The sequence below is a fragment of the Herbiconiux daphne genome, assembly GCF_024979295.1.
GTDB classification, from domain to species: Bacteria; Actinomycetota; Actinomycetes; order Actinomycetales; family Microbacteriaceae; genus Herbiconiux; species Herbiconiux daphnes.
Genome location: NZ_JANLCJ010000002.1, coordinates 44,025 through 68,545, shown reverse-complemented (window position 1 = coordinate 68,545; position 24,521 = coordinate 44,025). Strand labels below are relative to the sequence as shown.

Annotated in this window: 23 protein-coding genes; 3 read left to right on the top strand and 20 right to left on the bottom strand. The window is 68.8% G+C overall.

The window, feature by feature from the left end; all coding sequences use genetic code 11:
- Window positions 1-30: 30 nt before the first annotated feature.
- From N1032_RS05805 to N1032_RS05770, 8 genes are all read right to left on the bottom strand, one after another.
- Window positions 31-993: a shikimate dehydrogenase gene (locus tag N1032_RS05805; protein ID WP_259538063.1), complete on the bottom strand. Its 963-nt coding sequence runs from the start codon at window positions 991-993 to the stop codon at window positions 31-33.
- Window positions 983-2,290, bottom strand: coding sequence for an endolytic transglycosylase MltG (mltG, locus tag N1032_RS05800; protein ID WP_259538062.1), 1,308 nt, complete (start codon window positions 2,288-2,290; stop codon window positions 983-985). The genes N1032_RS05805 and mltG overlap by 11 nt, the downstream gene beginning before the upstream one ends.
- Window positions 2,283-2,792 carry a Holliday junction resolvase RuvX gene (ruvX, locus tag N1032_RS05795; protein ID WP_259538061.1) on the bottom strand — a complete coding sequence of 170 codons (510 nt, stop codon included), beginning with the start codon at window positions 2,790-2,792 and terminating at the stop codon, window positions 2,283-2,285. Before ruvX ends, mltG begins: the two co-directional genes overlap by 8 nt.
- Window positions 2,793-2,796: 4 nt before the next feature.
- Complete coding sequence (gene alaS / locus N1032_RS05790) at window positions 2,797-5,463, bottom strand: alanine--tRNA ligase (protein ID WP_259538060.1); 2,667 nt, start codon at window positions 5,461-5,463, stop codon at window positions 2,797-2,799.
- A 3-nt stretch (window positions 5,464-5,466) separates the two neighbouring features.
- A complete protein-coding gene (locus tag N1032_RS05785; RefSeq protein WP_259538059.1) occupies window positions 5,467-5,658 on the bottom strand; it encodes a hypothetical protein in 192 nt (63 codons plus the stop codon).
- 52 nt (window positions 5,659-5,710) lie between these two features.
- Window positions 5,711-6,115 (bottom strand): DUF948 domain-containing protein, encoded by a 405-nt coding sequence (locus tag N1032_RS05780; RefSeq protein WP_259538058.1) that lies wholly within the window; start codon window positions 6,113-6,115, stop codon window positions 5,711-5,713.
- Between the two features lie 105 nt (window positions 6,116-6,220).
- Window positions 6,221-6,850, bottom strand: a complete 630-nt coding sequence (gene rpsD, locus N1032_RS05775; protein WP_259538057.1) for a 30S ribosomal protein S4 — start codon at window positions 6,848-6,850, stop codon at window positions 6,221-6,223.
- Between the two features lie 206 nt (window positions 6,851-7,056).
- Window positions 7,057-8,463, bottom strand: a complete 1,407-nt coding sequence (locus tag N1032_RS05770) for a replication-associated recombination protein A (protein WP_259538056.1) — start codon at window positions 8,461-8,463, stop codon at window positions 7,057-7,059.
- A 61-nt stretch (window positions 8,464-8,524) separates the two neighbouring features.
- Between N1032_RS05770 and N1032_RS05765 the strand changes: the two genes are divergently transcribed.
- The 3 genes from N1032_RS05765 to N1032_RS05755 all read left to right on the top strand — a co-directional run bounded on the left by N1032_RS05765 (window position 8,525) and on the right by N1032_RS05755 (window position 11,385).
- The gene (locus N1032_RS05765; RefSeq protein WP_259538055.1) at window positions 8,525-9,331 is read left to right on the top strand and encodes a peptidylprolyl isomerase; all 807 of its coding nucleotides are present in this window, start codon (window positions 8,525-8,527) and stop codon (window positions 9,329-9,331) included.
- Window positions 9,332-9,491: 160 nt separating this feature from the next.
- Window positions 9,492-10,718, top strand: coding sequence for a DUF349 domain-containing protein (locus N1032_RS05760; protein WP_259538054.1), 1,227 nt, complete (start codon window positions 9,492-9,494; stop codon window positions 10,716-10,718).
- Window positions 10,719-10,800: 82 nt separating this feature from the next.
- The gene (locus N1032_RS05755; protein ID WP_259538053.1) at window positions 10,801-11,385 is read left to right on the top strand and encodes a hypothetical protein; all 585 of its coding nucleotides are present in this window, start codon (window positions 10,801-10,803) and stop codon (window positions 11,383-11,385) included.
- On the opposite strand, the gene N1032_RS05750 is transcribed toward N1032_RS05755, so the two are convergent.
- The 12 genes from N1032_RS05750 to thrS all read right to left on the bottom strand — a co-directional run bounded on the left by N1032_RS05750 (window position 11,372) and on the right by thrS (window position 24,481).
- Entirely contained in the window at window positions 11,372-13,627 is a 2,256-nt protein-coding gene (locus N1032_RS05750) for a RelA/SpoT family protein (RefSeq protein WP_259538051.1), read from the bottom strand. The two genes, N1032_RS05755 and N1032_RS05750, sit on opposite strands and share 14 nt — an antisense overlap.
- An 84-nt stretch (window positions 13,628-13,711) precedes the next feature.
- Window positions 13,712-14,713: a protein translocase subunit SecF gene (gene secF, locus N1032_RS05745; protein ID WP_259538050.1), complete on the bottom strand. Its 1,002-nt coding sequence runs from the start codon at window positions 14,711-14,713 to the stop codon at window positions 13,712-13,714.
- Window positions 14,713-16,464 (bottom strand): protein translocase subunit SecD, encoded by a 1,752-nt coding sequence (gene secD / locus N1032_RS05740; RefSeq protein WP_259538049.1) that lies wholly within the window; start codon window positions 16,462-16,464, stop codon window positions 14,713-14,715. Before secD ends, secF begins: the two co-directional genes overlap by 1 nt.
- Before the next feature lie 74 nt (window positions 16,465-16,538).
- Window positions 16,539-16,967 carry a preprotein translocase subunit YajC gene (yajC, locus tag N1032_RS05735; protein WP_259538048.1) on the bottom strand — a complete coding sequence of 143 codons (429 nt, stop codon included), beginning with the start codon at window positions 16,965-16,967 and terminating at the stop codon, window positions 16,539-16,541.
- Window positions 16,968-17,045: 78 nt separating this feature from the next.
- A complete protein-coding gene (gene ruvB / locus N1032_RS05730; RefSeq protein ID WP_259538046.1) occupies window positions 17,046-18,083 on the bottom strand; it encodes a Holliday junction branch migration DNA helicase RuvB in 1,038 nt (345 codons plus the stop codon).
- Window positions 18,080-18,703, bottom strand: a complete 624-nt coding sequence (gene ruvA / locus N1032_RS05725; protein ID WP_259538045.1) for a Holliday junction branch migration protein RuvA — start codon at window positions 18,701-18,703, stop codon at window positions 18,080-18,082. The genes ruvB and ruvA overlap by 4 nt, the downstream gene beginning before the upstream one ends.
- Window positions 18,700-19,320 (bottom strand): crossover junction endodeoxyribonuclease RuvC, encoded by a 621-nt coding sequence (gene ruvC / locus N1032_RS05720; RefSeq protein WP_259538044.1) that lies wholly within the window; start codon window positions 19,318-19,320, stop codon window positions 18,700-18,702. The genes ruvA and ruvC overlap by 4 nt, the downstream gene beginning before the upstream one ends.
- A 69-nt stretch (window positions 19,321-19,389) precedes the next feature.
- Window positions 19,390-20,148 carry a YebC/PmpR family DNA-binding transcriptional regulator gene (locus tag N1032_RS05715; protein WP_259538043.1) on the bottom strand — a complete coding sequence of 253 codons (759 nt, stop codon included), beginning with the start codon at window positions 20,146-20,148 and terminating at the stop codon, window positions 19,390-19,392.
- A 58-nt stretch (window positions 20,149-20,206) separates the two neighbouring features.
- Complete coding sequence (gene pdxT, locus N1032_RS05710; RefSeq protein ID WP_259538042.1) at window positions 20,207-20,854, bottom strand: pyridoxal 5'-phosphate synthase glutaminase subunit PdxT; 648 nt, start codon at window positions 20,852-20,854, stop codon at window positions 20,207-20,209.
- On the bottom strand, window positions 20,844-21,743 hold the full coding sequence (gene pdxS, locus N1032_RS05705; protein WP_259538654.1) for a pyridoxal 5'-phosphate synthase lyase subunit PdxS: 900 nt from the start codon (window positions 21,741-21,743) through the stop codon (window positions 20,844-20,846). The genes pdxT and pdxS overlap by 11 nt, the downstream gene beginning before the upstream one ends.
- Window positions 21,744-21,863: 120 nt before the next feature.
- Window positions 21,864-22,502 (bottom strand): HIT family protein, encoded by a 639-nt coding sequence (locus N1032_RS05700; protein WP_259538041.1) that lies wholly within the window; start codon window positions 22,500-22,502, stop codon window positions 21,864-21,866.
- Window positions 22,502-24,481 (bottom strand): threonine--tRNA ligase, encoded by a 1,980-nt coding sequence (thrS, locus tag N1032_RS05695; protein WP_259538040.1) that lies wholly within the window; start codon window positions 24,479-24,481, stop codon window positions 22,502-22,504. Before thrS ends, N1032_RS05700 begins: the two co-directional genes overlap by 1 nt.
- Window positions 24,482-24,521 lie beyond the last annotated feature (40 nt).

Genomic DNA, 24,521 nt, shown 5'->3' with positions numbered 1-24,521 from the left:
TTCCCACAGACCGCGGGGCCACCGGCGTCGTCAGGCGGTGGGCGGCAGGCCGACGGCGTCGAGCATGGCGGCGGTGATGCGCTCTTCGTCGGCGAGCTTCACGAGCGGGTCGCCGTGCACGAACACGCGCAGTTGCGCGACCGCCTGGTGCACGAGCATCGCGAGGCCCGAGACCACCGGATGATCCGACTCCTGCCACAGCGCGGCGAACTCGCTCGGCCACGGGTCGTACGACACGTCGAGCAGGGCCGACGAGGTCGACGCGAGCGTGCCGGCGAAGTTCTGCGCGGCGCCGACGCCGCCGGGCAGCGTGCTGATGGTGAGGTCGGGCGCGAGCCACTCGACCGAGGGGTCGTGCAGCGCCACCACGTCGACGCTCACCCCGGCGGCGCGGGCGGTCTCGGCCGCCTGGGCGGCCTTGTCGGGGCTCCGCAGCACGATGTCGACGTGCTCGGCGCCCAGCTGCGCGACGGCGACGACGGCCGACCGGGCCGTCGCTCCCCCGCCCACCACGAGGGCGCGGGTCACCTGACGGATGCCGGCCCGCTCGAGCGCCTGGCGGGTGCCGTAGACGTCGGTGTTGAAGCCCTCGAGCCGCCGGCGGCCGTCGTCGTGCGTGACGAGCACGGTGTTGACGGATCGCGTCGTGCGCCCGATCGCGTCGACCGCGTCGAGGTGGCCGAAGACGGTCTCCTTCAGCGGCATGGTGAGCGACAGGCCGCGCCAGTCCGGGGTGAGGCCGTCGACGAAGCCGGCGAGGGCATCCGTCGTCACTTCATAGGGGTCGTAGCGCCAGGGCAGGCCGAGCGCCGCATAGGCGACGCGGTGCAGGGCGGGCGACTTCGAGTGCGCGATCGGCGAACCGAGCACGCCGAGCCGCCGCGGCGCGTGCCGCTCGTCGGTGTCGCCCGTGATCGGGTCGGCACTGAACGTCTCGTCGGTCAGCGCCAGCTCGTCGAGGGCGCGGCGTTCGAACGACTCGTCACTGGACATCGGGGTGATCCGCCCACCACTGCTGAAGCTGCTCCACCGCCGCGGCGTGCTGGTCGGCGGTGTCGGAGAACACCGTCTCGCCGGTGTCGAGGTTCACCGTCACGAAGAACAGCCACGATCCGTCGGCCGGATGCAGCGCCGCGTTGATGGCGTCGTCGCCCGGGTTCGAGATCGGGCCGGCCGGCAGCCCCGGATAGAGATAGGTGTTGTAGATGTTCGACGGGTCTTCGCGCTCGGCCGAGGTGGTCTCCACCCGGCTGTGGCCTGCGCCGTAGGCGATGGTGGCGTCGGACTCGAGGTTCATGCCCTGGTCGAGCCGGTTGGTGAACACGCGCGACACCTTCGCCATGTCGGCGACGCTGCCCGCCTCTTTCTGGATGAGGGCGGCGAGGGTCACCACACGCAACCGGTCTTCGGGTGCCACGCCCGCGGCGTCGAGCGACTGGAAGCTGCGCTGCACCATGGTCGTGATCATGTCGACGGCCGTCTGACCGGGCTGGAAGACGTAGGTGGCGGGGAACAGGAAGCCCTCGATGCTCGGCGCGTCGGCGGGCACCCCGAGGGCGGCCCAGTTCGCTCCGGCGGCCTGGAAGTCTTCGAGCGGCAGGCCGGTCACGTCGGCGAGCTCCTGGTAGATGCCCTTCGCGCTCGAGCCCTCGGGGATGGTCACGGTGAAATCGACCTTGTTGTCGGGGTTCTCGAGGGCGTCGAGCGCCGACTGGGCGCTCATCTTCTCGGCCAGCTTGAACGTGCCGGCCTGGAACACCGGTGCCGGGTCTTGTTTCAGCAGCAGTTCATAGAAGGCACGCGAGCTCTTGACCACCCCGGCGGCCGCGAGGTTGTCGCCGATCGTCTCGCCGACGTCGCCGTCGTTGATGACGAACATCACCTCGCCCGAGCCGCTGCCCTCGTAGTCCTCGGCCGCGGGGGTTCCGGCGAGCATGGTGGCGATCTGGGGGCCGAAGGTGTTCCAGACGAACGCGCCGGCGGCGGCGAGCAGGCCGACGATCACCACGGTCACGATCAGTGGGGCGATCCAGCGCCGCGGTCGGCGCCGGCCGCCCCGTGAACCGGAGCCGCGGCCCGACCCGGCCCGGCGGCCCGAGCCGCCCCCGCCCCGGCCCAACTCGTCATCGCCCCTCGTGGGCGTCGCGGCCCGGTGGTGGGCGGCGGGATTCATGACCTGCTGCCGAGCCTCACGGCGCGACGAGGGCTGTCCGGTCTTGGAATCCACCGGCGTCTCTGCCCGGAAGAATTCTGCGAACGGGTGGTCTTCAGGTGGCTGGCGGTCAGTCACTACCTTTTCCTTGGCTCGGGTCGATGAGGATGCCGGGGGGCTTTCCCGAGGCACGCTCGCTGTCCAGGGCGTGCTGCACGAGTATAACCGCGGCCACCTGATCGATCACGGGACGGGAGCTGCGAGTGTTCCGGCCGCTGGCGTGCAGTGCCGACTGCGCCGAGACGGTCGTGAGGCGTTCGTCGATCATGCGCACCGGCCGGTCGCCGGTGGTGGCGAGCAGCGTGGCGAAGTCACGGGCATCTTGTGTCGAGGCGGTCTCTCCGCCGCTCATCGACAGCGGCAGCCCGGCCACGAACTCGAGGGCGTCGAGTTCGTCGGCGATCTCGTGCAGGCGACGGATGTCGGCCCCCACCGCGGTGGGCACGTCCGTGCCCGCGGCATCCGTCGTCACCCGCGGAACGGTCTCGACCGGGGTCGCGAGCAGCCCGTGCGCATCGGTGCGGGCCACGCCGATGCGCGCCTTGCCGACGTCGACGCCGATCCGCACTCCGGTGCGCATGCCGCTAACCGGCCACCGATTGGGCGATCGCCGAGAGCGCGGCTCCGATCGCCGACGTGTCGGTGCCGCCACCCTGCGCGAGGTCGTCTTTGCCGCCGCCTCCGCCGCCGAGCACTCCGGCGGCGAGTTTCGCCAGCGCGCCCGCCTTGGCACCCGTGGCGCGGGCGCCCTCGGAGGCGGCCACGATCACGAGGGGCTTCCCGGCCACCACGGCGGCGAGGGCCACGACGGCGGCGGCGGTTCCGGATGCGACGAGGGCCTCGCGCACGCCGGTGGCGAGCTGGCGCAGGTCGTCGCCCGACCGCAACTCACCGACGTTCTCGGCCACCAGGGTCACCGCGCCCGTCGCCGTCGCGTTCGCGGCGAGGGCGGGGATGCGGGTGGAGAGCGCACTCGCCTCGTAGGCCGCGATCTTCTTCTCGGCGGCCTTGAGGTTCGCCGAGAGATCGGCGATGCGCGAAGCGAGCTCGTCGCGCGGGGTCTTGAGCGACGCGGTCAGCTGCGACACCAGGGCGCGCTCGGCGGCGAACTCGCGGAACGCCTCGAAACCGACCAGTGCCTCGACCCGGCGGTTGGTCGACCCGATCGACGACTCGCCCTGCAGGTTGATCATGCCGATTTCGGCGCTCGAGGCCACGTGGGTGCCGGCGCACAACTCGCGCGACCACGGGCCGCCGATGTCGACCATGCGCACGACCTCGCCGTACTTCTCGCCGAACAACGCCATCGCGCCCATCGAGCGCGCCTCGTCGAGCGGCAGCTCGCGGGTCACCACGTCGAGGTCGGCGCGGATGGCGAGGTTCGCCTTCTCTTCGATCTCGGTGCGGGTCTCGAACGACAGCGGCTGGTTCCACGAGAAGTCGAGGCGCATGTAGCCGGCCTTGTTGTAGGAACCGGCCTGGTGCGCCTGCTCGCCGAGCGTCTCGCGCAGGGCCGCGTGGATGAGGTGCGTGGCCGAGTGCGCCTGGGTGGCGCCGCGGCGCCAGTCGGCGTCGACGACGCTCCGCGCCCGGTCGCCCACGGCGATCTGGCCGCTGGAGACCTCGGCGCGGTGGCTGATGAGCCCCTTGACGGGCTTCTGCACGTCGAGCACGGTCAGTTCGAAGCCGTCGCCCACGATCGTGCCGGCGTCGGCCTCCTGGCCGCCCGACTCCGCATACAGCGCGGTCTCGGCCAGGATGACCTCGACCTGCTCGCCCGCGACCGCGGAGTTGACCGAGACGCCGTCGACGATGAGCCCGAGCACGGGGGCCTCGGCCTCGAGGGCGTCGTAGCCGTGGAACACGGTCTCGCCGAGCGCGCGGAACTGGCTGTAGACCGTGAGGTCGGTGATGCCGAGCTTCTTCGCCTTGGCGTCGGCCTTGGCGCGCTGCTTCTGCTCGGCCATGAGCGACTCGAAGGCCACCCGGTCGACGCTGATGCCCGACTCCTCCGCGATCTCGAGGGTGAGGTCGATCGGAAAACCGTAGGTGTCGTGCAGCAGGAAGGCCGTGTCGCCGGGCAGCACGGAGGCGCCGCCCGACTTCGTCGACGAGACGGCCGTGTCGAGGATGGTCGTGCCGCCGGTGAGGGTGCGCAGGAACGACTCCTCCTCCGCGTAGGCGCTTCGGGAGATGCGGCCGAAGTCGCGCTCGACCTCGGGGTAGGCGGCCTTCATCGCGTCGCGCGAAGCCGTCAGCAGCTCGGGCATGGTGGCGGTGTCGACGCCGAGCAGGCGCATCGAGCGCACGGTGCGGCGCAGCAGGCGGCGCAGGATGTAGCCGCGACCCTCGTTCGACGGGGTGACGCCGTCGCTCATCAGCATCAGGGCGCTGCGCACGTGGTCGGCGACCACGCGCATCCGCACGTCGTCGTCGTGCACGGCGCCGTAGCGCCGGCCCGAGATCTCGGCGGCGCGATCGAGCACCGGGCGCACCTGGTCGATCTCGTAGAGGTTCTCGACGCCCTGCTTGAGGAACGCCACCCGCTCGAGGCCCATGCCGGTGTCGATGTTCTTGCGCGGGAGTTCGCCGAGAATCTCGAACTCGGTCTTCGAGGTGCCCTCGCCCCGCAGGTACTGCATGAACACGAGGTTCCAGATCTCGATGTAGCGGTTCTCGTCGGCGACGGGGCCGCCCTCCACGCCGTAGGCGGGTCCGCGGTCGAAGTAGATCTCGGAGCACGGGCCGGCCGGGCCGGGCTGGCCGGTCGACCAGTAGTTGTCTTCTTTGCCGCGGCGCTGGATGCGCGCATCCGGAAGCCCGGCGACCTTCTTCCAGATGTCGATGGCCTCGTCGTCGTCTTCATAGACCGTCACCCAGAGGTCGCGTTCGGGAAAGCCGAGGCCGCCCTCGTTCTCGGGCTTCGTGAGCAGCTCCCAGGCGTAGCCGATGGCGCCCTCTTTGAAGTAGTCGCCGAACGAGAAGTTGCCGTTCATCTGAAAGAACGTGCCGTGGCGGGTGGTCTTGCCCACCTCTTCGATGTCGAGGGTGCGAATGCACTTCTGCACGCTCGTGGCGCGCGGGTAGGGAGCGGGAACCAGCCCGGAGAGATAGGGGATGAAGGGCACCATGCCGGCCACGGTGAACAGCAGCGACGGGTCGTCGCTCACGAGCGAGGCGGAGGGAACGACCGTGTGCCCTCGGTCTCCGAAGAATTCGAGCCAGCGGGAGCGGATGTCAGCGGTGAGCATCTACTACTTGCCGGAGATGGCCGCGCGCAGCTCGGCCTCGCGCTCACGGTAGCCGTCGACGAGCGAGTCGCTGAATTCCTTGGTCTTCTTGTCGAATTCGTTGAAGAACTTCTTGCCGCTGGGAGTCTGGTTGAACTGGTGCGCCACCAGGAATCCGATGCCGATGCCGGCGATCAACCACAGAACCTTCTTCATTGTCGTTCTCTCCTCGTTCGTGTCCGTCGGCCTCAGAAGGCCTCACGCCAGTTTAGTGCTTGCTCTTCTTGGGCTTGCGCCGGGGGGAATCGTCGCCGGCCTCCTTCGCCACGCGCAGGCTCAGCAACGCGGCGCGCACGGCGGCGCTGAAGCCCGCGAGCTTGATCAGGGGGCCGCCCACGGATGCCGCGAACAGCGCCACCAGCGACGACACGTTGCCCGTGACCTCCTCGACGTTGCGCGTGATCGCGTCGACCCGGGCCAGCTGCTTGTTGGCCTCCTGCACGGTCACCGTCGACTCGGCGAGGATCGGCGTGATGCCGTCGCTGACGTCTTTGATGGAGTCGCGGGTCTGGTCGAACACTCCCCCGAGCTTCACCAACGGAATCGCGATCAGGCCTACCAGCACGGCGAAGACGCCGGCGGCGATGAGTCCTGCGATGTCTCCACCGGTCATTGTGGAACCTCTCTGATGCCTGGATGTCGAGACGCCATGATCTCGAGACGACGAAAGCGGGCCACCCTGGGGTGACCCGCTTCTAGTATGTCGTGACTGCTCGGGTCAGCGAGCCGCGTAGTACTCGACGACGAGCTGCACTTCGCAGGTCACGGGCACTTCGGCACGCTTCGGACGACGCTCGAGGCGCGCCTGCAGCTTGTCGAGCTCGACCGAGAGGTAGCCCGGCGTCTTCGGCAGAACGTCGACGTGACCGCCGGCGGCTGCGACCTGGAAAGGCTCGGTGCCCTCCGACTTGGCCTTGACGTGGATGAGCTGACCCGGCTTCACGCGGAAGGAGGGGCGGTCGACCAGCTGGCCGTCGACCAGGATGTGACGGTGCACGACCATCTGACGGGCCTGGGCGGTGGTGCGGGCGAAACCGGCACGCAGCACGAGGGCGTCGAGACGCATCTCGAGCAGCTCGACCAGGTTCTCACCGGTCAGGCCCTTCGCACGACGGGCCTCTTCGAAGGCGATCTTCAGCTGCTTCTCGCGGATGCCGTACTGGGCGCGCAGACGCTGCTTCTCGCGCAGACGAACGGCGTAGTCGCTGTCCTGCTTGCGCTTGGTGCGGCCGTGCTCACCGGGAGCGTAGGGGCGCTTCTCGAGGTACTTCGCCGCCTTCGGGGTGAGCGGAATGCCCAGGGCCCGGGAGAGGCGGGTCTTGCTGCGCGTACGCGACTTGGTAGCCACTTACGTCCTTTCGTAGAAATTCTTACAAGATGGGATTGCGCACAGCAGTGCGCGTCGACTTCACCGAAGTCGCAAGTAAGAGGGGTGTGTGCCAGGCGGTCCGGCTAAAGGACACGATCCCGTCATCGAGCATCGATCGGCAGCCGCTCCGAAATGACGCTGATTAGGCACCGACAAGACTAGCACAGCGGATGCCGCGGATCCGCCTATTTCTGCGGCCCCCGCGTGATGTCGCGCAGCTTCGCCAGCCGCGCCGACACCTCGCGTTCATGGCCGTGGTCGGTGGGGTCGTAGTAGACCTTTCCGGCCAGTTCGTCGGGCAGGTACTGCTGCCGCACCACGCCGAGGTCGTCGTCGTGCGGGTATTTGTAGCCCTTGCCGTGGCCGAGGCGCTTGGCGCCGGCGTAGTGGGCGTCGCGCAGGTGCTTCGGCACACGCCCGAAGTTGCCCGCCTTCACATCGGCGATGGCGGCGTTGATGCCCATGTAGGCGGCGTTCGACTTCGGGGCGGTGGCCAGGTAGACGACGGCTTCGGCCAGGGGCAGACGGCCCTCCGGCATCCCGATCATCTGCACGGCCTCGGCAGCCGCCACCGCGATGGGCAGGGCCTGCGGGTCGGCGATGCCGATGTCTTCGGCGGCGAGGATGATCACCCGGCGCGCGATGAAGCGCGGGTCTTCGCCGGCCTCGAACATGCGGGCGAGGTAGTGCAGCGACGCGTCGACGTCGGAGCCGCGCACCGACTTGATGAACGCGCTGATGACGTCGTAGTGCTCGTCGCCGTTGCGGTCGTAGCGCAGCAGGGCGCGGTCGACCGACTGCTCGAGCACCTCGGGGGTGATGACCGGCACGGCGGGCTCGACGCCGTCATCGTCGTCGAGATCGTCGTCATCATCGTCATCGTCGTCGTCTGCCTCGCCGTGTGTCGGCCGGCTCGCGAGCACCGTTCCGGCCGAGGCCTCGAGGGCGGTGAGGGCGCGCCGGGCGTCGCCCGACGACATGCGGATGATGGCCGCCCGCGCCTCGTCGTCGAGCGTGACGGTGCCGGCGAGACCCCGCGGGTCGGTGACCGCGCGGTCGATCAGCACGCCGAGGTCGTCGTCGGTCAGCTGCTCGAGGGTGAGCAGCAGCGAACGCGAGAGCAGGGGCGAGATCACCGAGAACGAGGGGTTCTCGGTGGTGGCGGCGACCAGGATGACCCAGCCGTTCTCGACCCCCGGCAGCAGCGCGTCTTGCTGGGCCTTGGTGAACCGGTGGATCTCGTCGAGGAAGAGCACGGTCGACAGGCCGTAGAGATCGCGGTTGCGGAAGGCGTCATCCATCACCTGCCGCACGTCTTTGACGCCGGCAGTGACCGCCGAGAGCTCGACGAACTTGCGCCCCGAGGAGTGGGCGATGGCCTGGGCGAGCGTGGTCTTGCCCGTGCCGGGCGGCCCCCAGAGGATGACCGACACCGAACCCGTGGTGCCCCCGGTGTCGGAGGCGAGGTTCACCAGCGGCGAGCCGGGCCGCAGGAGGTGTTTCTGCCCGGCCACCTCGTCGAGGCTGCGAGGGCGCATGCGCACGGCAAGAGGGACTGCCCCGGAGTGGAGTCCCGGTTGCTGATAGGCCATACGTCTAGGGTACTGTGATGGGCCGACAGCGCCCTTCGGCAAGCAGACACATGGAGGACCCGTGGCACCCAGCAATCAGGAGCGCGCTGCTCGTGAGGCACGCAACCGTTTGCGCGACTACCAGGCCCGCCAGAAGGCGTACTCGGAGCGCACGGGCCGCCGGGTTCGCGACAACGTGATCGCCGCCGTGGTCGTCGTGGTGCTCCTGGCCGGCGTCACGGCCGCTCAGCTCTTCTACTTCAACGGCGGACCAGGGTCGCCGGTGGCCTCCCCCTCGCCGACGCCCAGTCCCTCGGCCACCGCGCCCGCCGACGACTCGGCCGCCGGCCAGAACACCGGCGACGTGCCGGCGTCGACCATCGCCGAGGGTCGCGACTGGACGGGCACGCTCACGATCGACGGTGTGCCGCTCGGCATCCAGCTCGACGGTGCAGCCGCCCCGCAAGCCGTCTCGGCGTTCGTCACCCAGGCGCAGCAGGGCTACTTCGACGGCACCGCCTGCCACCGCCTCACCACCAGCGGCCTGTTCGTGCTGCAGTGCGGTGACCCCACCGGCACCGGCACCGGCGGACCCGGCTACAGCTACGGCCCGGTCGAGAACGCCCCCGCCGACAACGTCTACCCCGCTGGCACGATCGCCATGGCGCGGCAGGGCGACAACGGCTACAGCATGGGCAGCCAGTTCTTCATCGTCTACCAGGACACCACGCTCCCCACCGACTCGGCCGGCGGCTACACGGTGCTCGGCACGGTCACCAGTGGCCTCGACGCGTTGCAGAGCACGGTCATCGCGCCGGGCACGGCCGACGGGTCGACGGATGGCAAGCCGGCGGCGCCCGCGGTCATCAGCGGCGTGACGGTGCAGTGACCCCCGTGTACTGACCCCGAGCAGCAGCCGCCGTGCAGTTCTCACGTGCGGTGCCCACCGTGCGGCGCCCACCGTGCGGTGACAGATCGTCAATGACCCACCGCGCCTGGTGCAATAGGCTGGTGGCCGTACTTCCAGACATCGTCGACAGGATGGTTCCGTGACTAGTGATCAACAGCCGTGGGGGCGAGTGGACGACGACGGCAGCGTCTACGTTCGCGAAGCAGACGGTGAGCGCCTGGTCGGCCAATATCCCGACGGCAGCAAAGAAGAGGCCCTGGCCTACTTCGAGCGCAAGTACACCGACCTCGCCGGGCAGGTGACCCTGCTCGAGCAGCGTGCCAAGCGCGGTGCCCCCGCGGGTGACATCAGCAAGGCCGTCACGTCGCTCGTGGCCTCGGTGCAGTCGGCCAACGCCGTCGGCGACCTCGCGTCGCTGCACACCCGGCTCGAGGCTCTCGCCGCAACGGTCTCCGAGATCACCGAGAAGCAGTCCGCCGAGGCCCAGGCCGAAGTGGCCCAAGCCACCCGCGACCGCGAGGCGATCGTGGTCGCGATCGAGACCCTCGCCGCTGCCGACCCCGCGAAGGCGCAGTGGAAGTCGGTCACGGCGAAGATCGACGAGTTGTTCGCGCGCTGGCAGAAGCACCAGCACGAGGGTCCCCGGCTCCCCCGCTCCGAGGCGCAAGACCTCTGGAAGCGGTTCCGCGAGGCGCGCACGTCGCTCGAGTCACAGCGCAAGGCGTTCTTCTCCGAGCTCGACCAGGTGCACCGCGACGCCCGCAACCGCAAGCAGGAGCTCGTCGACCAGGCCGAGGCCCTCGCCGACCGCGGAGTCGACGGCATTCCGGCCTATCGCGATCTGCTGGCGCAGTGGAAGGCCACCGGTCGGGCCGGCAAGAAGTACGACGACGCCCTGTGGGACAAGTTCAAGGCCGCCGGCGACGTGCTCTACTCCGCGCGCAGCGAGGTCGTCGCCCGCGACGAGCAGGAGTTCACCGGCAACCTCGAGCAGAAGCTCGCACTGCTCGACGAGGCCGAGCCTCTGCTCAAAGAGACCGACCGCACGAGGGCCCGCGAGGCGCTCATCTCGATCCAGAAGCGGTGGGACGAGATCGGCAAGGTGCCCCGCGACCAGGTCAAGACGGTCGAGGAGCGACTGCGCAAGGTCGAGGCCGCCGTGCGCAAGCTCGACGAAGACTACTGGGCGCGCAACAACCCCGAGAAGAAGGCGCGCTCCGAGGGTCTCGCCTCGCAGCTCACCGGCGCCATCGACAAGCTGCAGGCCGAGATCGACCAGGCCAAGGCCGCCGGCGACACCAAGAAGGTGGCCGAGCTCCAGGAAGCCCTCGACGCCCGCAAGGTCTGGCTCGACGCCCTCGGCTGAGCGGCGCGGATCAGCAGCGGGGGGTTTCCACAGATCTGCCGCGGGTGGTGCGGGGCGGATGCCGGCCTGAGAGCATCGGCGTATGGCTCCGTCGCTCCCCCTGCTGCTGGACGAGCGGCATCTTCCGCTCGGCGAACTGACCGCGGCGCGGCTCGACGGCGACCTGCGTGAGCTTGCCGGCGGCTACTGCTCGGTCGACGTGCGTCCCTGCCTCGACCTCAGGGCGGCGGCACTCGCCCCGATGGTTCCCGACGGGCTCGTCGTCGAGCGGATGACGGCCGCCTGGCTCCATGGGGCGACTCCCCTCTTCCGGCGCCCGGTGCAGCTCTGCGTGCGATCCGATCACCGGGTGCGGGCGCATCCGTCGACTGACCGGGTCGTGCGCCAGGTCGTGCTCGCCGAACGCGAGATCACCCGCGCCGGCACGCTTCTCACGACGCATCCGTTTCGCACCGCTATCGACCTGCTGCGCTGGGAGCACACCTTCGACCGCACCACCGCCACCACGGTGACCACCCTGCTGCTCGCCGCCCGCGCGACTCCGCCCGACGTCGCCCGCGCCCTCAGCCGGGTGCCCCACCTACCGCACAAACTCCGTGCCCTCGACCGCCTCGCCACTCTGCCCGCCTTCGCGGGCGGCGTGTGCGGCCCGATCAGCCGCCCGTGACGCGGTAGACGTCGTAAACCGCGTCGATGCGGCGCACCGCGTTGAGCACGCGGTCGAGGTGGGTGGTGTCACCCATCTCGAACACGAAGCGGCTGAGGGCCAGCCGGTCGCTTGAGGTGTTCACCGAGGCGGAGAGGATGTTGACGTGGTGCTCCGAGAGCACCCGCGTGACATCCGACAGCAGCCCCGATCGGTCGAGGGCCTCGACCTGGATCTGCACCAGGAAGACGCTCTTCGACGACGGCGCCCATTCGACGTCGATCATGCGCTCGGGCTCGTTGAGCAGCGAGGCCACGTTGTGGCAGTCGGCCTGGTGCACCGACACACCCGACCCGCGCGTCACGAAGCCGACGATGTCATCGCCCGGAACCGGGGTGCAGCACTTCGCGAGCTTCACCAGGATGTCGGGCGCGCCGCGCACCAGCACGCCGGAGTCGCTGTGGGTGACCCGCGGACGGTTGCCGACGAAGACGTCGAGATCGCTGTCTTCGCTCTCGACCTCGGTCTGCAGCGAGGCGATGACCTTCTCGATGACCGACTGGGTCGAGATGTGACCCTCGCCGATCGCGGCATAGAGGCCCGACACGTTGTCGTAGTGCATCTGCGAGGCGACTTCGGCGATCGAGTCCTGGCTCATCAGCTTCTGCAGCGGCAGGTTCTGCTTGCGCATGGCGCGCGCGATCGCGTCGCGGCCCTGCTCGATGGCCTCGTCGCGGCGCTCCTTGGTGAACCACTGGCGGATCTTGTTGCGCGCGCGGGGGCTTTGCACGAAGCTGAGCCAGTCCTGCGACGGACCGGAGTCGGGGTTCTTCGACGTGAACACCTCGACCACGTCGCCGGAGCCCAGGGTGGAGTCGAGCGGCACCAGGCGGCCGTTGACCTTCGCTCCCATCGTGCGGTGACCCACCTCGGTGTGCACCGCGTAGGCGAAGTCGACCGGGGTCGCGCCGGCCGGCAGACCGACCACCTTGCCCTTCGGCGTGAAGACGTAGACCTCTTTGGCGCCGATCTCGAAGCGCAGCGAATCGAGGAACTCCCCCGGGTCGACCGTCTCGGCCTGCCAGTCGGAGATGCGCGCCAGCCACGCCATGTCGGCGTCGGGCGCGGTGCTCGTGGCCGCCTGCGACTTGCCGCCGTTCACCCGCTCCTTGTATTTCCAGTGCGCCGCCACGCCGTATTCGGCGCGTTGGTGCATCTCGTTGGTGCGGATCTGGATCTCGACCGGCCGCCCGCCCGGCCCGATGACCGTGGTGTGCAGCGACTGGTAGAGGTTGAACTTCGGCGTGGCGATGTAGTCCTTGAAACGCCCGGGAATCGGATTCCAGCGGGCATGGATCGACCCGAGCACCGCGTAGCAGTCGCGCACCGTGTTCACGAGCACCCGGATGCCGACCAGGTCGTAGATCTCGTCGAACTCGCGCCCGCGCACGATCATCTTCTGATAGATCGAGTAGTACTGCTTGGGCCGCCCCGCGACCTTGCCCCGGATCTTGTTTGCCTTGAGATCTTCACCGACCGCGTCGATGACCTGCTGCACGTATTCCTCGCGCTGCGGGGTGCGCTGACGCACGAGGTTCTCGATCTCAACGTAGAGCTTCGGGTAGAGCACCGCGAACGAAAGGTCTTCGAGCTCCCACTTGATCGACTGGATGCCCAGCCGGTGCGCGAGCGGCGCATAGATCTCGAGCGTTTCTTTCGCCTTGCGCTGCGCCGACTCGGTGGGCACGAAGCCCCAGGTGCGGGCATTGTGCAGCCGGTCGCAGAGCTTGATGATGAGCACCCGGATGTCGCGCGACATCGCCACGATCATCTTGCGAACGGTCTCGGCCTGCGCACTGTCGCCGTATTTGACCTTGTCGAGCTTCGTCACGCCGTCGACGAGCATCGCCACCTCGTCGCCGAAGTCGTGGCGCACCATGTCGAGCGAGTACTCGGTGTCTTCGACGGTGTCGTGCAGCAGGGCGGCCGCCACGGCCTTCGACCCCAGGCCGAGTTCGGCGAGAATCTGGGCGACGGCGACCGGATGCGTGATGTAGGGCTCGCCGCTGCGGCGCTTCTGGCCGTCGTGCGCCCGCTCGGCCGCAGTGTAGGCGCGCTCGACGATCGTCAGGTCGGCCTTGGGATGATTCGCCCGAACCGTTCTGATCAGCGTGTCGACCGCTCCCGACGGCTGGGCCCTCGAGAAGATGCGGGGCACCAGACGGCGCAGCGTCGCGGTCGACGTGGTGCTGGTTTCCGTCATGTCAGGCCTCCACCTCGATTATCCCTCAGTCGAGACGCTCAGATGTACGCGGCGTTGTGCTGTGGGCGAGCAGAGGGCGCCGGCCTACGCGGAGACCGAGCTCTGAGCGGCGCGTTTGCGGTCGGCCGTCACGCGCGCGTCGTGCTTGACGATCTTCGCTTCCTTCTCACGGAACTGCACGTACAGCGGCGCCGCCACGAAGATCGTGGAATAGGTGCCCACGATGATGCCGATCAGCAGCGCGAGCGAGATGTCGCGCAGCGTCGACGCGCCCAGCACGAACGACCCGATGATGAGAATGGATGCCACGGGCAATGCCGCGACGATCGACGTGTTGATCGATCTCACCAGCGTCTGGTTGATGGCGAGGTTCACCATCTCGCCGAACGTCTGCGTGCCGCGTTCGCCGAGGTTCGACGTGTTCTCGCGGATCTTGTCGAACACCACGACCGTGTCGTAGAGCGAGTAGCCGAGGATCGTCAGCAGACCGATCACCGCCGCCGGCGTGATCTCGAGACCCGTGAGGCCGTAGACCCCGGCCGTGATGATGAGGTCGTGCAACAGGGCGATCAGCGCGGCGGCCGCCATCTTCCAGGTGCGGAAGTAGATCGCCATGAAGATCGCGACCAGCACGAGGAAGATCACCAGACCGCGGATGGCCTGGGTCGTGATGTCGGCGCCCCAGGTCGCCCCGATGAACGACGTCGTGACGTCGTCGACCGGCACGTCGTAGGCCGTGGCGAGCGCGTCTTGCACGCTCGCCGTCTGGGTCTTGTCGAGTTCGTCGGTCTGCACCCGCACGGAGTCCTGCCCAAGCGTGCTGACCCGCGGGTTCGACCCCGGGGCGACCTCGTTGACCGTGTCGGTGGCGATGGTCTGGTCGAGGCTCGAGACCTGCGAGACGGTGAACTCCGAGCCGCCGCGGAACTCGATGCCGAACTCGTAGCCGCCGCGCAGCCACGGGCCGACCAGGGCGATGAGCACGAGCACGGCCGAGATCGCATACCAGAGCCGGCGACGGCCCACGAAGTCGATCGAGCGCTTGCCCGAGTAGAGGTCGTTTCCGAATTTGGAGAAGCTGGCCATCAGGAGTTCTTCCCCTCATCGGTCGGGCGGGTGGAGTCGGTGCCCGGCTTGCCCGCCGAGCCCCCGGTGATGCCGGCGGAGGTGCCCGCCAGCTCGGCCGCCTTGCGCTCGGCGATGGTCTGACGCTTCACGGCCTCGCGGCTCGAGGAGCCCCTCTTGGCCGCGGTGACACCGGCCGCCGGAGCCCGGAACTGGGCCCGGCCGCGGTAGACCGCTCCGAGGGCACGCGGGTCGAGCCCGCTCGCCTTGTGGCCGTCGCGGAAGAACGGCAGCTCGGCCAGCAACGTCATCAACGGATGCGTGAACAGCACGACCACGATGATGTCGACGATCGTGGTGAGCCCGAGCGTGAACGCGAACCCGCGCACGTTGCCGATCGCGAGCACGTAGAGCACCGCTGCGGCGAGGAAGTTCACGGCGTCGGAGGCGGTGATCGTGCGGATCGCGCGCTTCCAGCCCGCCTGGACCGACGAGGTGAGCACCTTGCCGTCGCGCAACTCGTCGCGTATTCGCTCGAAGTAGACGATGAACGAGTCGGCCGTGATGCCGATGGCCACGATCAGACCGGCGACCCCCGCGAGCGAGAGACGGAAGTCGATGCGCCACGACATCAGGGTGACGAGAAGGTAGGTGAGCGCCGCCGCCACGACGAGCGAGGCGATGGTCACCGTGCCGAGCACCCGGTATTGGATGAGCGAGTAGATGATGACCAGCAGCAGGCCGATGGCACCGGCGATGAGGCCCGAGAGCAGCTGGGTCGAACCGAGGGTCGCCGAGATGGCCTCCGACGACTGGGTGGTGAAGCCGATCGGCAGCGCACCGAACTTCAGCTGGTCGGCGAGCGTCTTCGCCGACTCCTGCGTGAACGAGCCCGAGATCTGGGCCTTGCCGTCGGTGAACGCACCGCCCGTCGTGGGCGCCGTGATGACGCGGCCGTCGAGCACGATGGCGAACTGGTTCTGCACACCGGTGAGGCCGTAGAGCCGGGTGGTGACGTCGGCGAACTTCTTGGTGCCGGCGTCGTTGAACGAGATGTCGACGACCCACTGGCCGGTCGACGAGCCGTTCTGCGTGGTCGCGATGCCGCTCGAGGCGTCGGCGATGTCGGCTCCTTCGATCTCCACCGGCCCGAGCAGGTATTTCACGCCGTTGTCGTCGCAGGTGATGAGGGGCTGGTCGGCCGGAGCCTGGCCCGCGTCATCCGCCGCTTCGGAGTTGCAGTCGAAGTTGTCGAACTGGGCCTGCAGCGCCGGGGTCACCCAGGCGAGGTCGCTCGCGTTGGTGGGGCTGGCCGTCGGCGTCGTCGACAGGTTGGGGTCGACCGTGGGGCTCGGGCTGGCGGTGGTGGCGGTGGCCGCCACGTCGGCCAGCAGCACGGCACGGAAGTCGAGTTTCGCCGACGACTCGATGCGGTTCAGCGTCTCGTCATCGGGCGAGCCGGGAATCGAGACCACGACGTTCGTGCCGCCCTGGGTCGTCACCTCCGCCTCGGAGACACCGCTGGCGTCGACGCGCTGACGGATGATCGAGACGGCCTGGTCGAGCTGCTCCTGCGAGACCTGGTCGCCCGACTCGAGCTTCGGGGTCAGGATGATCTGCGTTCCACCCTCGAGGTCGAGGGCGAGCTTCGGAGTCCACGTGGCGTTGCTCCAGAGCACGCCTCCCGCGATCGTTCCGATCAGGACTCCGAAGACCACGACCAGCCAGATCAGCGTTCTCCACGCCTTCTTGACCGCGGTTGATTGTGCCACCTAAGTTACTCAGCTTTCTGTGCCGCTCGTGCGCCGTCGCGACGAGCGTAGATGTCGACGAAAAGGGACGAGGGTTACTCGTCGCCCCGCTTCTCGGTCTTAGGGGTGGCCTCGCTCTTGGGGGTGGTGGGATCGATGGCGGCGTCTGCCGTAGCGTCGACCTCGTCGATGCGCTCACCGTAGGCGGGAGCGGCGTCGTCGGTGTGGTCGATCGACTCCTCGGTGGGAGCCAGGGGCGACGGGGTCACGACGCGCGTGACGGTCTGGCGGTGCACTCGGAGCACGGTGCCGGGCGTCGTCTCGAGCAGAACCTGGTTCTCTTCGTCGTCCATCTCGAGGATGGTGCCGTACACGCCGAAGTTCGTCATGACCTCGGCACCCACAGCCACCTTGCTCTGCAGTTCGAGCGCCTGCGCCTTGCGCTTGCGGCTGTTGCGGAACATGAAGAACACCAGCACGGCCAGAACGACCAGCATGATGATTGTTAACGGATCGATGGCCATGAAAAAAGGCGCCTTCCAAGTGGGGTGGGGGGTTTGCCAGGCTTCATCCTATAGACGAGTCCTGAAGACCAGCTTGAATTATAGGTCATCCCCGAAAAGCGCGTTCGCATTCCGAGGCATTCCGAAGTGTGCCCAGCCCGCCTTGGTGGCCACGCGGCCCCTGGGGGTGCGGGAGAGCAGGCCGATGCGCACCAGGAAGGGCTCCACGACCGCCTCGATGGTCTCGGCCTCTTCGCCCACCGACACCGCGAGGGTGTTGAGCCCCACCGGCCCGCCGTCGAAGCGCTCGAGGATGATGCCCATCACGGCACGGTCGAGCCGGTCGAGGCCCAGTTCGTCGACGTCGTAGAGGTCGAGCGCCGCGCGCACCGCCTCGAGCGTCGCCCCGCCGCCGTCGACCAGCGCGTAGTCGCGCACCCGGCGCAGCAGGCGGTTCGCGATGCGGGGTGTCCCCCGCGACCGCGACGCGATCTCGCCGAGGGCCTCGTCGCCGATGGGCACGCCGAGCAGCTGTGCGGCGCGTTGCAGCACGCGCACGAGCTCGCCGGTCTCGTAGAACTCGAGGTGGGCGGTGAAGCCGAAGCGGTCGCGCAGCGGGTTCGGCAGCAGGCCCGAGCGGGTGGTGGCGCCCACGAGCGTGAACGGCGCGAGGTCGAGCGGGATGGAGGTCGCCCCGGCGCCCTTGCCCACCATGATGTCGATGCGGAAGTCCTCCATCGCGAGGTAGAGCATCTCTTCGGCCGACCGCGCCATGCGGTGGATCTCGTCGATGAACAGCACCTCTCCCGGCACGAGCGACGAGAGCACCGCGGCGAGGTCGCCGGCGTGCTGGATGGCGGGGCCGCTCGTGAGCCGCAGCGGCCGTTCGCTCTCGTGGGCGACGATCATCGCGAGCGTGGTCTTGCCGAGGCCAGGAGGGCCGGCGAGCAGGATGTGGTCGGGCGTTCGGTTCTGGATGGCCGCGGCATCCAGCAGCAGCTGCAGCTGACCGCGCACCTTGCGCTGCCCCACGAACTCCGCGAGCGACTTGGGGCGCAGCGCGCCCTCGAACGCCACCTCGGCTTCGGACTCGACCTCGGGGTTCACCAGCGCCTCCCCGTCGAACGCGTCGCTCACCGGTCACCGCCCGTCGTCTTGGCCGGGCCGAGCACGCCGAGGGCGAGCCGCAGCAGGGACTGCACGTTCGCGGCATCCGTCGCCGACGCCGTCTCGAGCACCTCGTCGACGGCCGCCGCGGCGTTGCGCTCGGGCCAGCCGAGACCCACCAGGGCGCGCTCGACGTTGACCCGAACCACCTTCGACGGCCCCACAGCCTCGGCGTGCGACTCCACCGGGCGCACCGCGATCTTGCCGGCGAGCGACACCACGATGAGCTTCGCCGTCTTCGGCCCGATGCCGGTGACCTTGCGGAAGGCCGCGTCGTCGTCACGGGCGACCGCGAGGGCGATGTCGCCCGCGGTCAGTTCGGCCAGCACGCCGAGCGCCGACTTCGGGCCGACGCCGGTGACGCCCACGAGCAGACTGAACACGTCGAGCGACTCCTGGTCGGCGAAACCGAACAGGGCCAGGCTGTCTTCGCGCACGATGAGCGAGGTGAGCACCGTCGTCTCGCCGCCCACCCGCATGGTGAGGGCGTGCCGGGGCGTGACGCTCACCGAGAAGCCGACTCCCCCGACGTCGATCACGGCGGTGCCCCCCGACACGGAGAGAACGGTGCCGCGCAGAGCAGAGATCATCGGGCCAGCTTATGCGCCGGGCGGGCGGCGACCGCGCCTTGCTCCGCGGCGCGCCACGCCAGCTGAGCGGGCGTGAGCTGCGAGGGGTCGACGGATGCGCGCGGCCGGGTCGATCCGCTCGTCGCGCCGGTCACCGCGCTGCCGAGCGGAACCCGCCAGGCGTGGCAGATGGCCAGAGCGAGGGCGTCGGCCGCGTCGGCCGGCTTCGGAACGGCGGCCAGACGCAGCACCTTCGCCACCATGGCGCCGACCTGCTTCTTGTCGGCCTGGCCGTAACCGGTGATGGCCGCCTTCACCTCGGAGGGCGTGTGCAGGCCCACCGGCAGCGACCGCCGGGCGGCGGCGAGGAGCGCGACGCCGCTGACCTGGGCGGTGCCCATCACCGTGCGCACGTTGTGCTGGGCGAAGACGCGCTCCACGGCGACACTGTCGGGCCGGTGCTCGTCGAGCACCGCCTCGATGCCGCGCGCCACGAGCAGCAGCCGCTCTTCGAGCGGCAGGTCGGGACTCGTCGTGATCACCGAGACATGCACGAGAACCGGAGTTCGGGTCGACGACACGTCGACGACGCCGATGCCGCAGCGCGTCAGCCCGGGATCGATGCCGAGAACCCGCATCCGCTCCCCCTCTGCTCGCGCTTCACGTCCGGTGCTCCGCTGCCGGCTCCAGGCGCCGGCCGCGGTGGATCAGTCTTCTTCGAGCTCGGCCTGCACCTCGGGCGTGATGTCGATGTTGGTGTAGACGTTCTGCACGTCGTCGGAGTCTTCGAGCGCGTCGATCAGGCGGAACACCTTGCGCGCGGTCTCGGCGTCGGCCTCGACCTGCAGGCTGGCCACGAACTCGACGTCGGCCGAGTCGTAGTCGATGCCGGCATCCTGCAGTGCAGCGCGCGCGGCGACCATCTGCGAGGGCTCGGTGAGCACCTCGAACGACTCGGCGCGGTCGGTGACCTCCTCGGCCCCCGCGTCGAGCACGGCCACGAGCACGTCGTCTTCGGAGAGACCGTCGGCGTGCGCCACGGTGATGACGCCCTTGCGGCTGAAGTTGTAGGCCACGCTGCCCGGGTCGGCCATGGTGCCGCCGTTGCGGGTCATGGCGGTGCGCACATCGGCGGCGGCGCGGTTCTTGTTGTCGGTGAGGCACTCGATCAGCAGCGCGACGCCGTTCGGGCCGTAGCCCTCGTACATGATGGTCTGGTAGTCGATCGACTCACCGGTGAGACCGGCGCCGCGCTTGATGGCGCGGTCGATGTTGTCGTTCGGCACCGAGGTCTTCTTCGCCTTCTGCACCGCGTCGACGAGGGTCGGGTTGCCCGACAGGTCGGCACCGCCGATCTTGGCGGCGACCTCGATGTTCTTGATCAGCTTGGCGAACGACTTGGCACGGCGCGAGTCGATGATCGCCTTCTTGTGCTTGGTCGTGGCCCATTTAGAGTGTCCGGACACGAAAATCTCCTTCAGGAATCGATGACAAGTCTACGCGACGGCGCGGCGGAGGCCGGGATCACAGGCCGGAGGAACGCGCGACGATCTTGTCGAGGAAGTACTGGTGGAAGCGGTAGTCGGCGGTCATCTCGGGGTGGAACGACGTGCCGATGAGGTTGCCCTGCTCGACCGCCACCACGGTGCCGTTCTCGAGGGTCGCGAGCGCCGTGGCGCGATCGCCGAGCTCGGCCACCACGGGGGCCCGGATGAACACGGCGTGCATCGGTGGCTCGCCGAGCACCGGCACGTCGAGGTCGGCCTCGAACGACTCGGTCTGGGCGCCGAAGGCGTTGCGTCGCACGGCGACATCCAGGCCGCCGAGGCTCTGCTGGCCCCGGATGCCGTCGACGATGCGGTCGGCGAGCATGATGAGCCCGGCGCAGGTGCCGTAGACCGGCATGCCGCCCGCGATGCGCTGCTTGAGCGCGTCGGCCACGCCGAACGCGCGCGAGAGCTTGTCCATGACGCTCGACTCACCGCCCGGGATGACGAGACCGGAGATGGCCGCGACCTCGTCGGGTCGCCGCACGAGCACGGCGTCGGCCCCGAGGGTGGTGAGCACGTTGACGTGCTCACGGAAGTCGCCCTGCAGGGCGAGCACGCCCACCGGGCCGTCGAGCGGCGTGTCGGCGGCGTCTGCCCCGTAGCCCTCCCGGCTACCAGCCACGTTCGGCGAGCCGGTGCGGTGCTGCGAGGTCGGCGACGTTGATGCCCACCATCGCCTCACCCAGACCGCGCGAGACCTCGGCGATCACCGACGGGTCGTCGTAGAACGTCGTCGCCTTCACCACGGCGGCCGCGCGCTGGGCGGGGTTGCCCGACTTGAAGATGCCCGAGCCCACGAACACGCCGTCGGCGCCGAGCTGCATCATCATCGCGGCATCCGCCGGGGTGGCCACGCCGCCCGCGGTGAAGAGAACGACCGGCAGCTTGCCGGTCTCGGCCACCTCGACCACGAGGTCGTAGGGCGCCTGCAGCTCTTTGGCCGCGACATACAGCTCGTCTTTCGACATCGACGACAGGGCCGCGATCTCGCTCTTGATCTTGCGGATGTGCTTCGTGGCCTCGGAGACGTCGCCGGTGCCGGCCTCGCCCTTCGACCGGATCATCGCGGCACCCTCGTTGATGCGGCGCAGCGCCTCGCCGAGGTTGGTGGCTCCGCAGACGAAGGGGACGGTGTAGTCCCACTTGTCGATGTGGTTCACGTAGTCGGCCGGGCTCAGCACCTCGCTCTCGTCGATGTAATCGACGTTGAGGGCCTGCAGCACCTGGGCCTCGACGAAGTGGCCGATGCGGGCCTTCGCCATGACGGGGATGGACACCTCGGCGATGATGGCCTCGATGAGGTCGGGGTCGCTCATGCGCGCGACGCCGCCCTGCGAACGGATGTCGGCGGGAACACGCTCGAGGGCCATGACGGCGACGGCGCCGGCATCCTCGGCGATGCGGGCCTGTTCGGCCGTCACGACGTCCATGATGACGCCGCCCTTCAGCATCTCCGCCAGACCGCGCTTGACGCGGTTGGATCCGAACTCGTGTGTGGTGCTCTCGCTCATCATGTCCTCTCAGAAACACAAGGATTCTATCGCGCGGCGCCGGGAGCCTCGCGCGCCACCGGGGGGTCGGTGGCCTCGTGCGGGTCTACGGCCGTTCTCGACGGCCGTTCTCTGCCGCGTCTAAACGGCGGGCGCGGCCGGCCAGGCGGCCTGCAGTTCGGCCCGCACGTCGCCGAGCAGCTGCGGCAGCGCTTTGGTGCCGGCGATGATCGGGAAGAAGTTCGAGTCGAGGGCCCAGCGCGGCACGATGTGCTGATGCAGGTGCCCGGCGACACCGGCGCCCGCGACCCGGCCCTGGTTCATGCCGATGTTGAAGCCGTCGCAGCGCGACACGGCGGTGAGCACCCGCATGGCGGTCTGGGTGAGGCTGCCGATCTCGGCGACCTCCTCGGGCGTGGCCAGGTCGTAGGTGGCCACGTGCCGGAAGGGGCAGACGAGCAGATGGCCGGAGTTGTAGGGAAAGAGGTTGAGCAGCACGTAGGCGTGCTCGCCCCGGGCCACGATCAGGCCCTCTTCGTCGCTCAGCGTCGGGGCGCGGTCGAACGGGCACTCGTCGATGTGCGGCTGCTCGCCGCCCTGGATGTAGACCATCCGGTGTGGCGTCCAGAGCCGCTGGAAGGCATCCGGAACCGCGGCGAAGTCGGCGGCGTTCTCGATCGGCACCTCGTCGAACTCGCGAGGGCTGTAGGCGCCACCGTGCCGGCCGCCGCCGCCGCTCGGGCTCTCGCCCCGGCTCGCCTCAGTGCTCTCGTCGCTCATCAGAGCTGACCCTGCGTCGTCACCTGCAGGTGCTGCTCGACGCTTTTCACGATGCGGTCGATGGCGTCGTCGGTCGGCACGCCGTTCTCCTGCGAACCGTCGCGGAACCGGAAGCTCACCGAGCCCGCCGCCGTGTCGTCGTCGCCCGCGATGAGCAGAACAGGCACCTTGTCTTTGGTGTGGGTGCGGATCTTCTTCTGCATGCGGTCGGCCGAGTCGTCGAGCTGAGCCCGGATGCCGCGGCGCTTCAGCCGCCGCACCACCTCGGCCAGGTAGTCGGCGTGGTCGTCGGAGATCGGGATGGCGACGACCTGCACCGGCGCGAGCCACACCGGGAACGCTCCGGCGTAGTGCTCGAGCAGGATGGCGAAGAAGCGCTCGATCGAGCCGAGCAGGGCGCGGTGGATCATCACGGGCTGCTGGCGGCTGCCGTCGGCGGCCGTGTACTCCAGCTCGAACAACTCGGGCTGGTTGAAGTCGAGCTGGATGGTGGAGAGCTGCCAGGTGCGGCCGATCGCGTCACGGGCCTGCACCGAGATCTTCGGACCGTAGAACGCGGCTCCCCCGGGGTCGGGCACGAGTTCGAGACCGGATGCCACGGCGACCTCTCGAAGGGTCTCGGTCGCCTCCTCCCACATCTCGTCGGTGCCCACCGACTTCTCGGGGTCGCGGGTGGAGAGCTCGAGGTAGAAGTCGTCGAGCCCGTAGCCGCGCAGCACCTCGAGCATGAAGTCGATCTGGCGGGTGAGCTCCTCGCGCACCTCGCCCGGGGTCACGTAGATGTGGGCGTCGTCTTGGGTGAGGCCGCGCACGCGGGTGAGGCCCGAGAGGGTGCCGCTCTTCTCGTAGCGGTAGACGGTGCCGAACTCGGCCAGGCGCAGCGGCAGCTCACGGTAGCTGCGGCCGCGGGCGCGGAAGACGAGGTTGTGCATGGGGCAGTTCATGGGCTTCAGGTAGTAGTCCTGGCCCTGCTTCGTGATGTTGCCGTCGGCATCCTGCTCCTCGTCGAGGTGCATCGGGGGGAACATGCCCTCCTTGTACCAGGTGAGGTGCTGGCTGATCTCGTAGAGGTGCTTCTTGGTGATGTGCGGGGTGTTGACGAGCTCGTAGTCGTTGGCGATGAGCTGCTCGCGCAGGTAGTTCTCGATCTCGGAGCGGATGATGCCGCCCTTGGGGTGGAAGACCGCGAGGCCTGAGCCGATCTCGTCGGGGAACGAGAAGAGGTCCATCTCGGCGCCGAGCTTGCGGTGGTCGCGCTTCGCGGCCTCTTCGAGACGGGTCTGGTAGGCGCGCAGGTCGTCTTTGCCCGGCCACGCGGTGCCGTAGACACGCTGGAGCTGCTTGTTCTTCTCCGAGCCGCGCCAGTAGGCGGCGGCGAGGCGGGTGAGCGCGAAGCCGTTGCCGATGAGGCGGGTCGACGGCAGGTGCGGGCCGCGGCAGAGGTCTTTCCAGAGGGTCTCGCCGGTCTTGGGGTCGACGTTGTCGTAGATCGTGAGCTCGGCACCGCCCACCTCGACCGACTCGTTGTCGTCGTCGAGGGCGGCATCGCCGTCGGCGGAGCCCTTCAGGCCGATCAGCTCGAGCTTGTAGGGCTCGTTCTTGAGCTCTTCGCGCGCTTCGTCTTCGGTCACGACCCGGCGCACGAAACGCTGGCCCTGACGGATGATGCGCTCCATGCCCTTCTCGATGGCCTTGAGGTCGTCGGGCGTGAACGGCTCGGCGACGTCGAAGTCGTAGTAGAAGCCATCGGTGATGGGCGGCCCGATGCCGAGCTTCGCCTCGGGGTTGATCTGCTGCACGGCCTGAGCGGCCACGTGCGCGGCGGAGTGGCGCAGGATGGCCAGGCCGTCGGGGCTGTCGATGGTCACGGGCTCGACCGTGTCGGTGTCGGTGACGGTCGTGGCCAGGTCTTTCAGCTCTCCGTTGACGCGCATGGCCACCACGGACCTGTCGGTGAAGAGTTCGAATCCTGTCGCCACGCTGGTAGTGCTCCCTCGGTATCGCTGATCAACCCGTCAA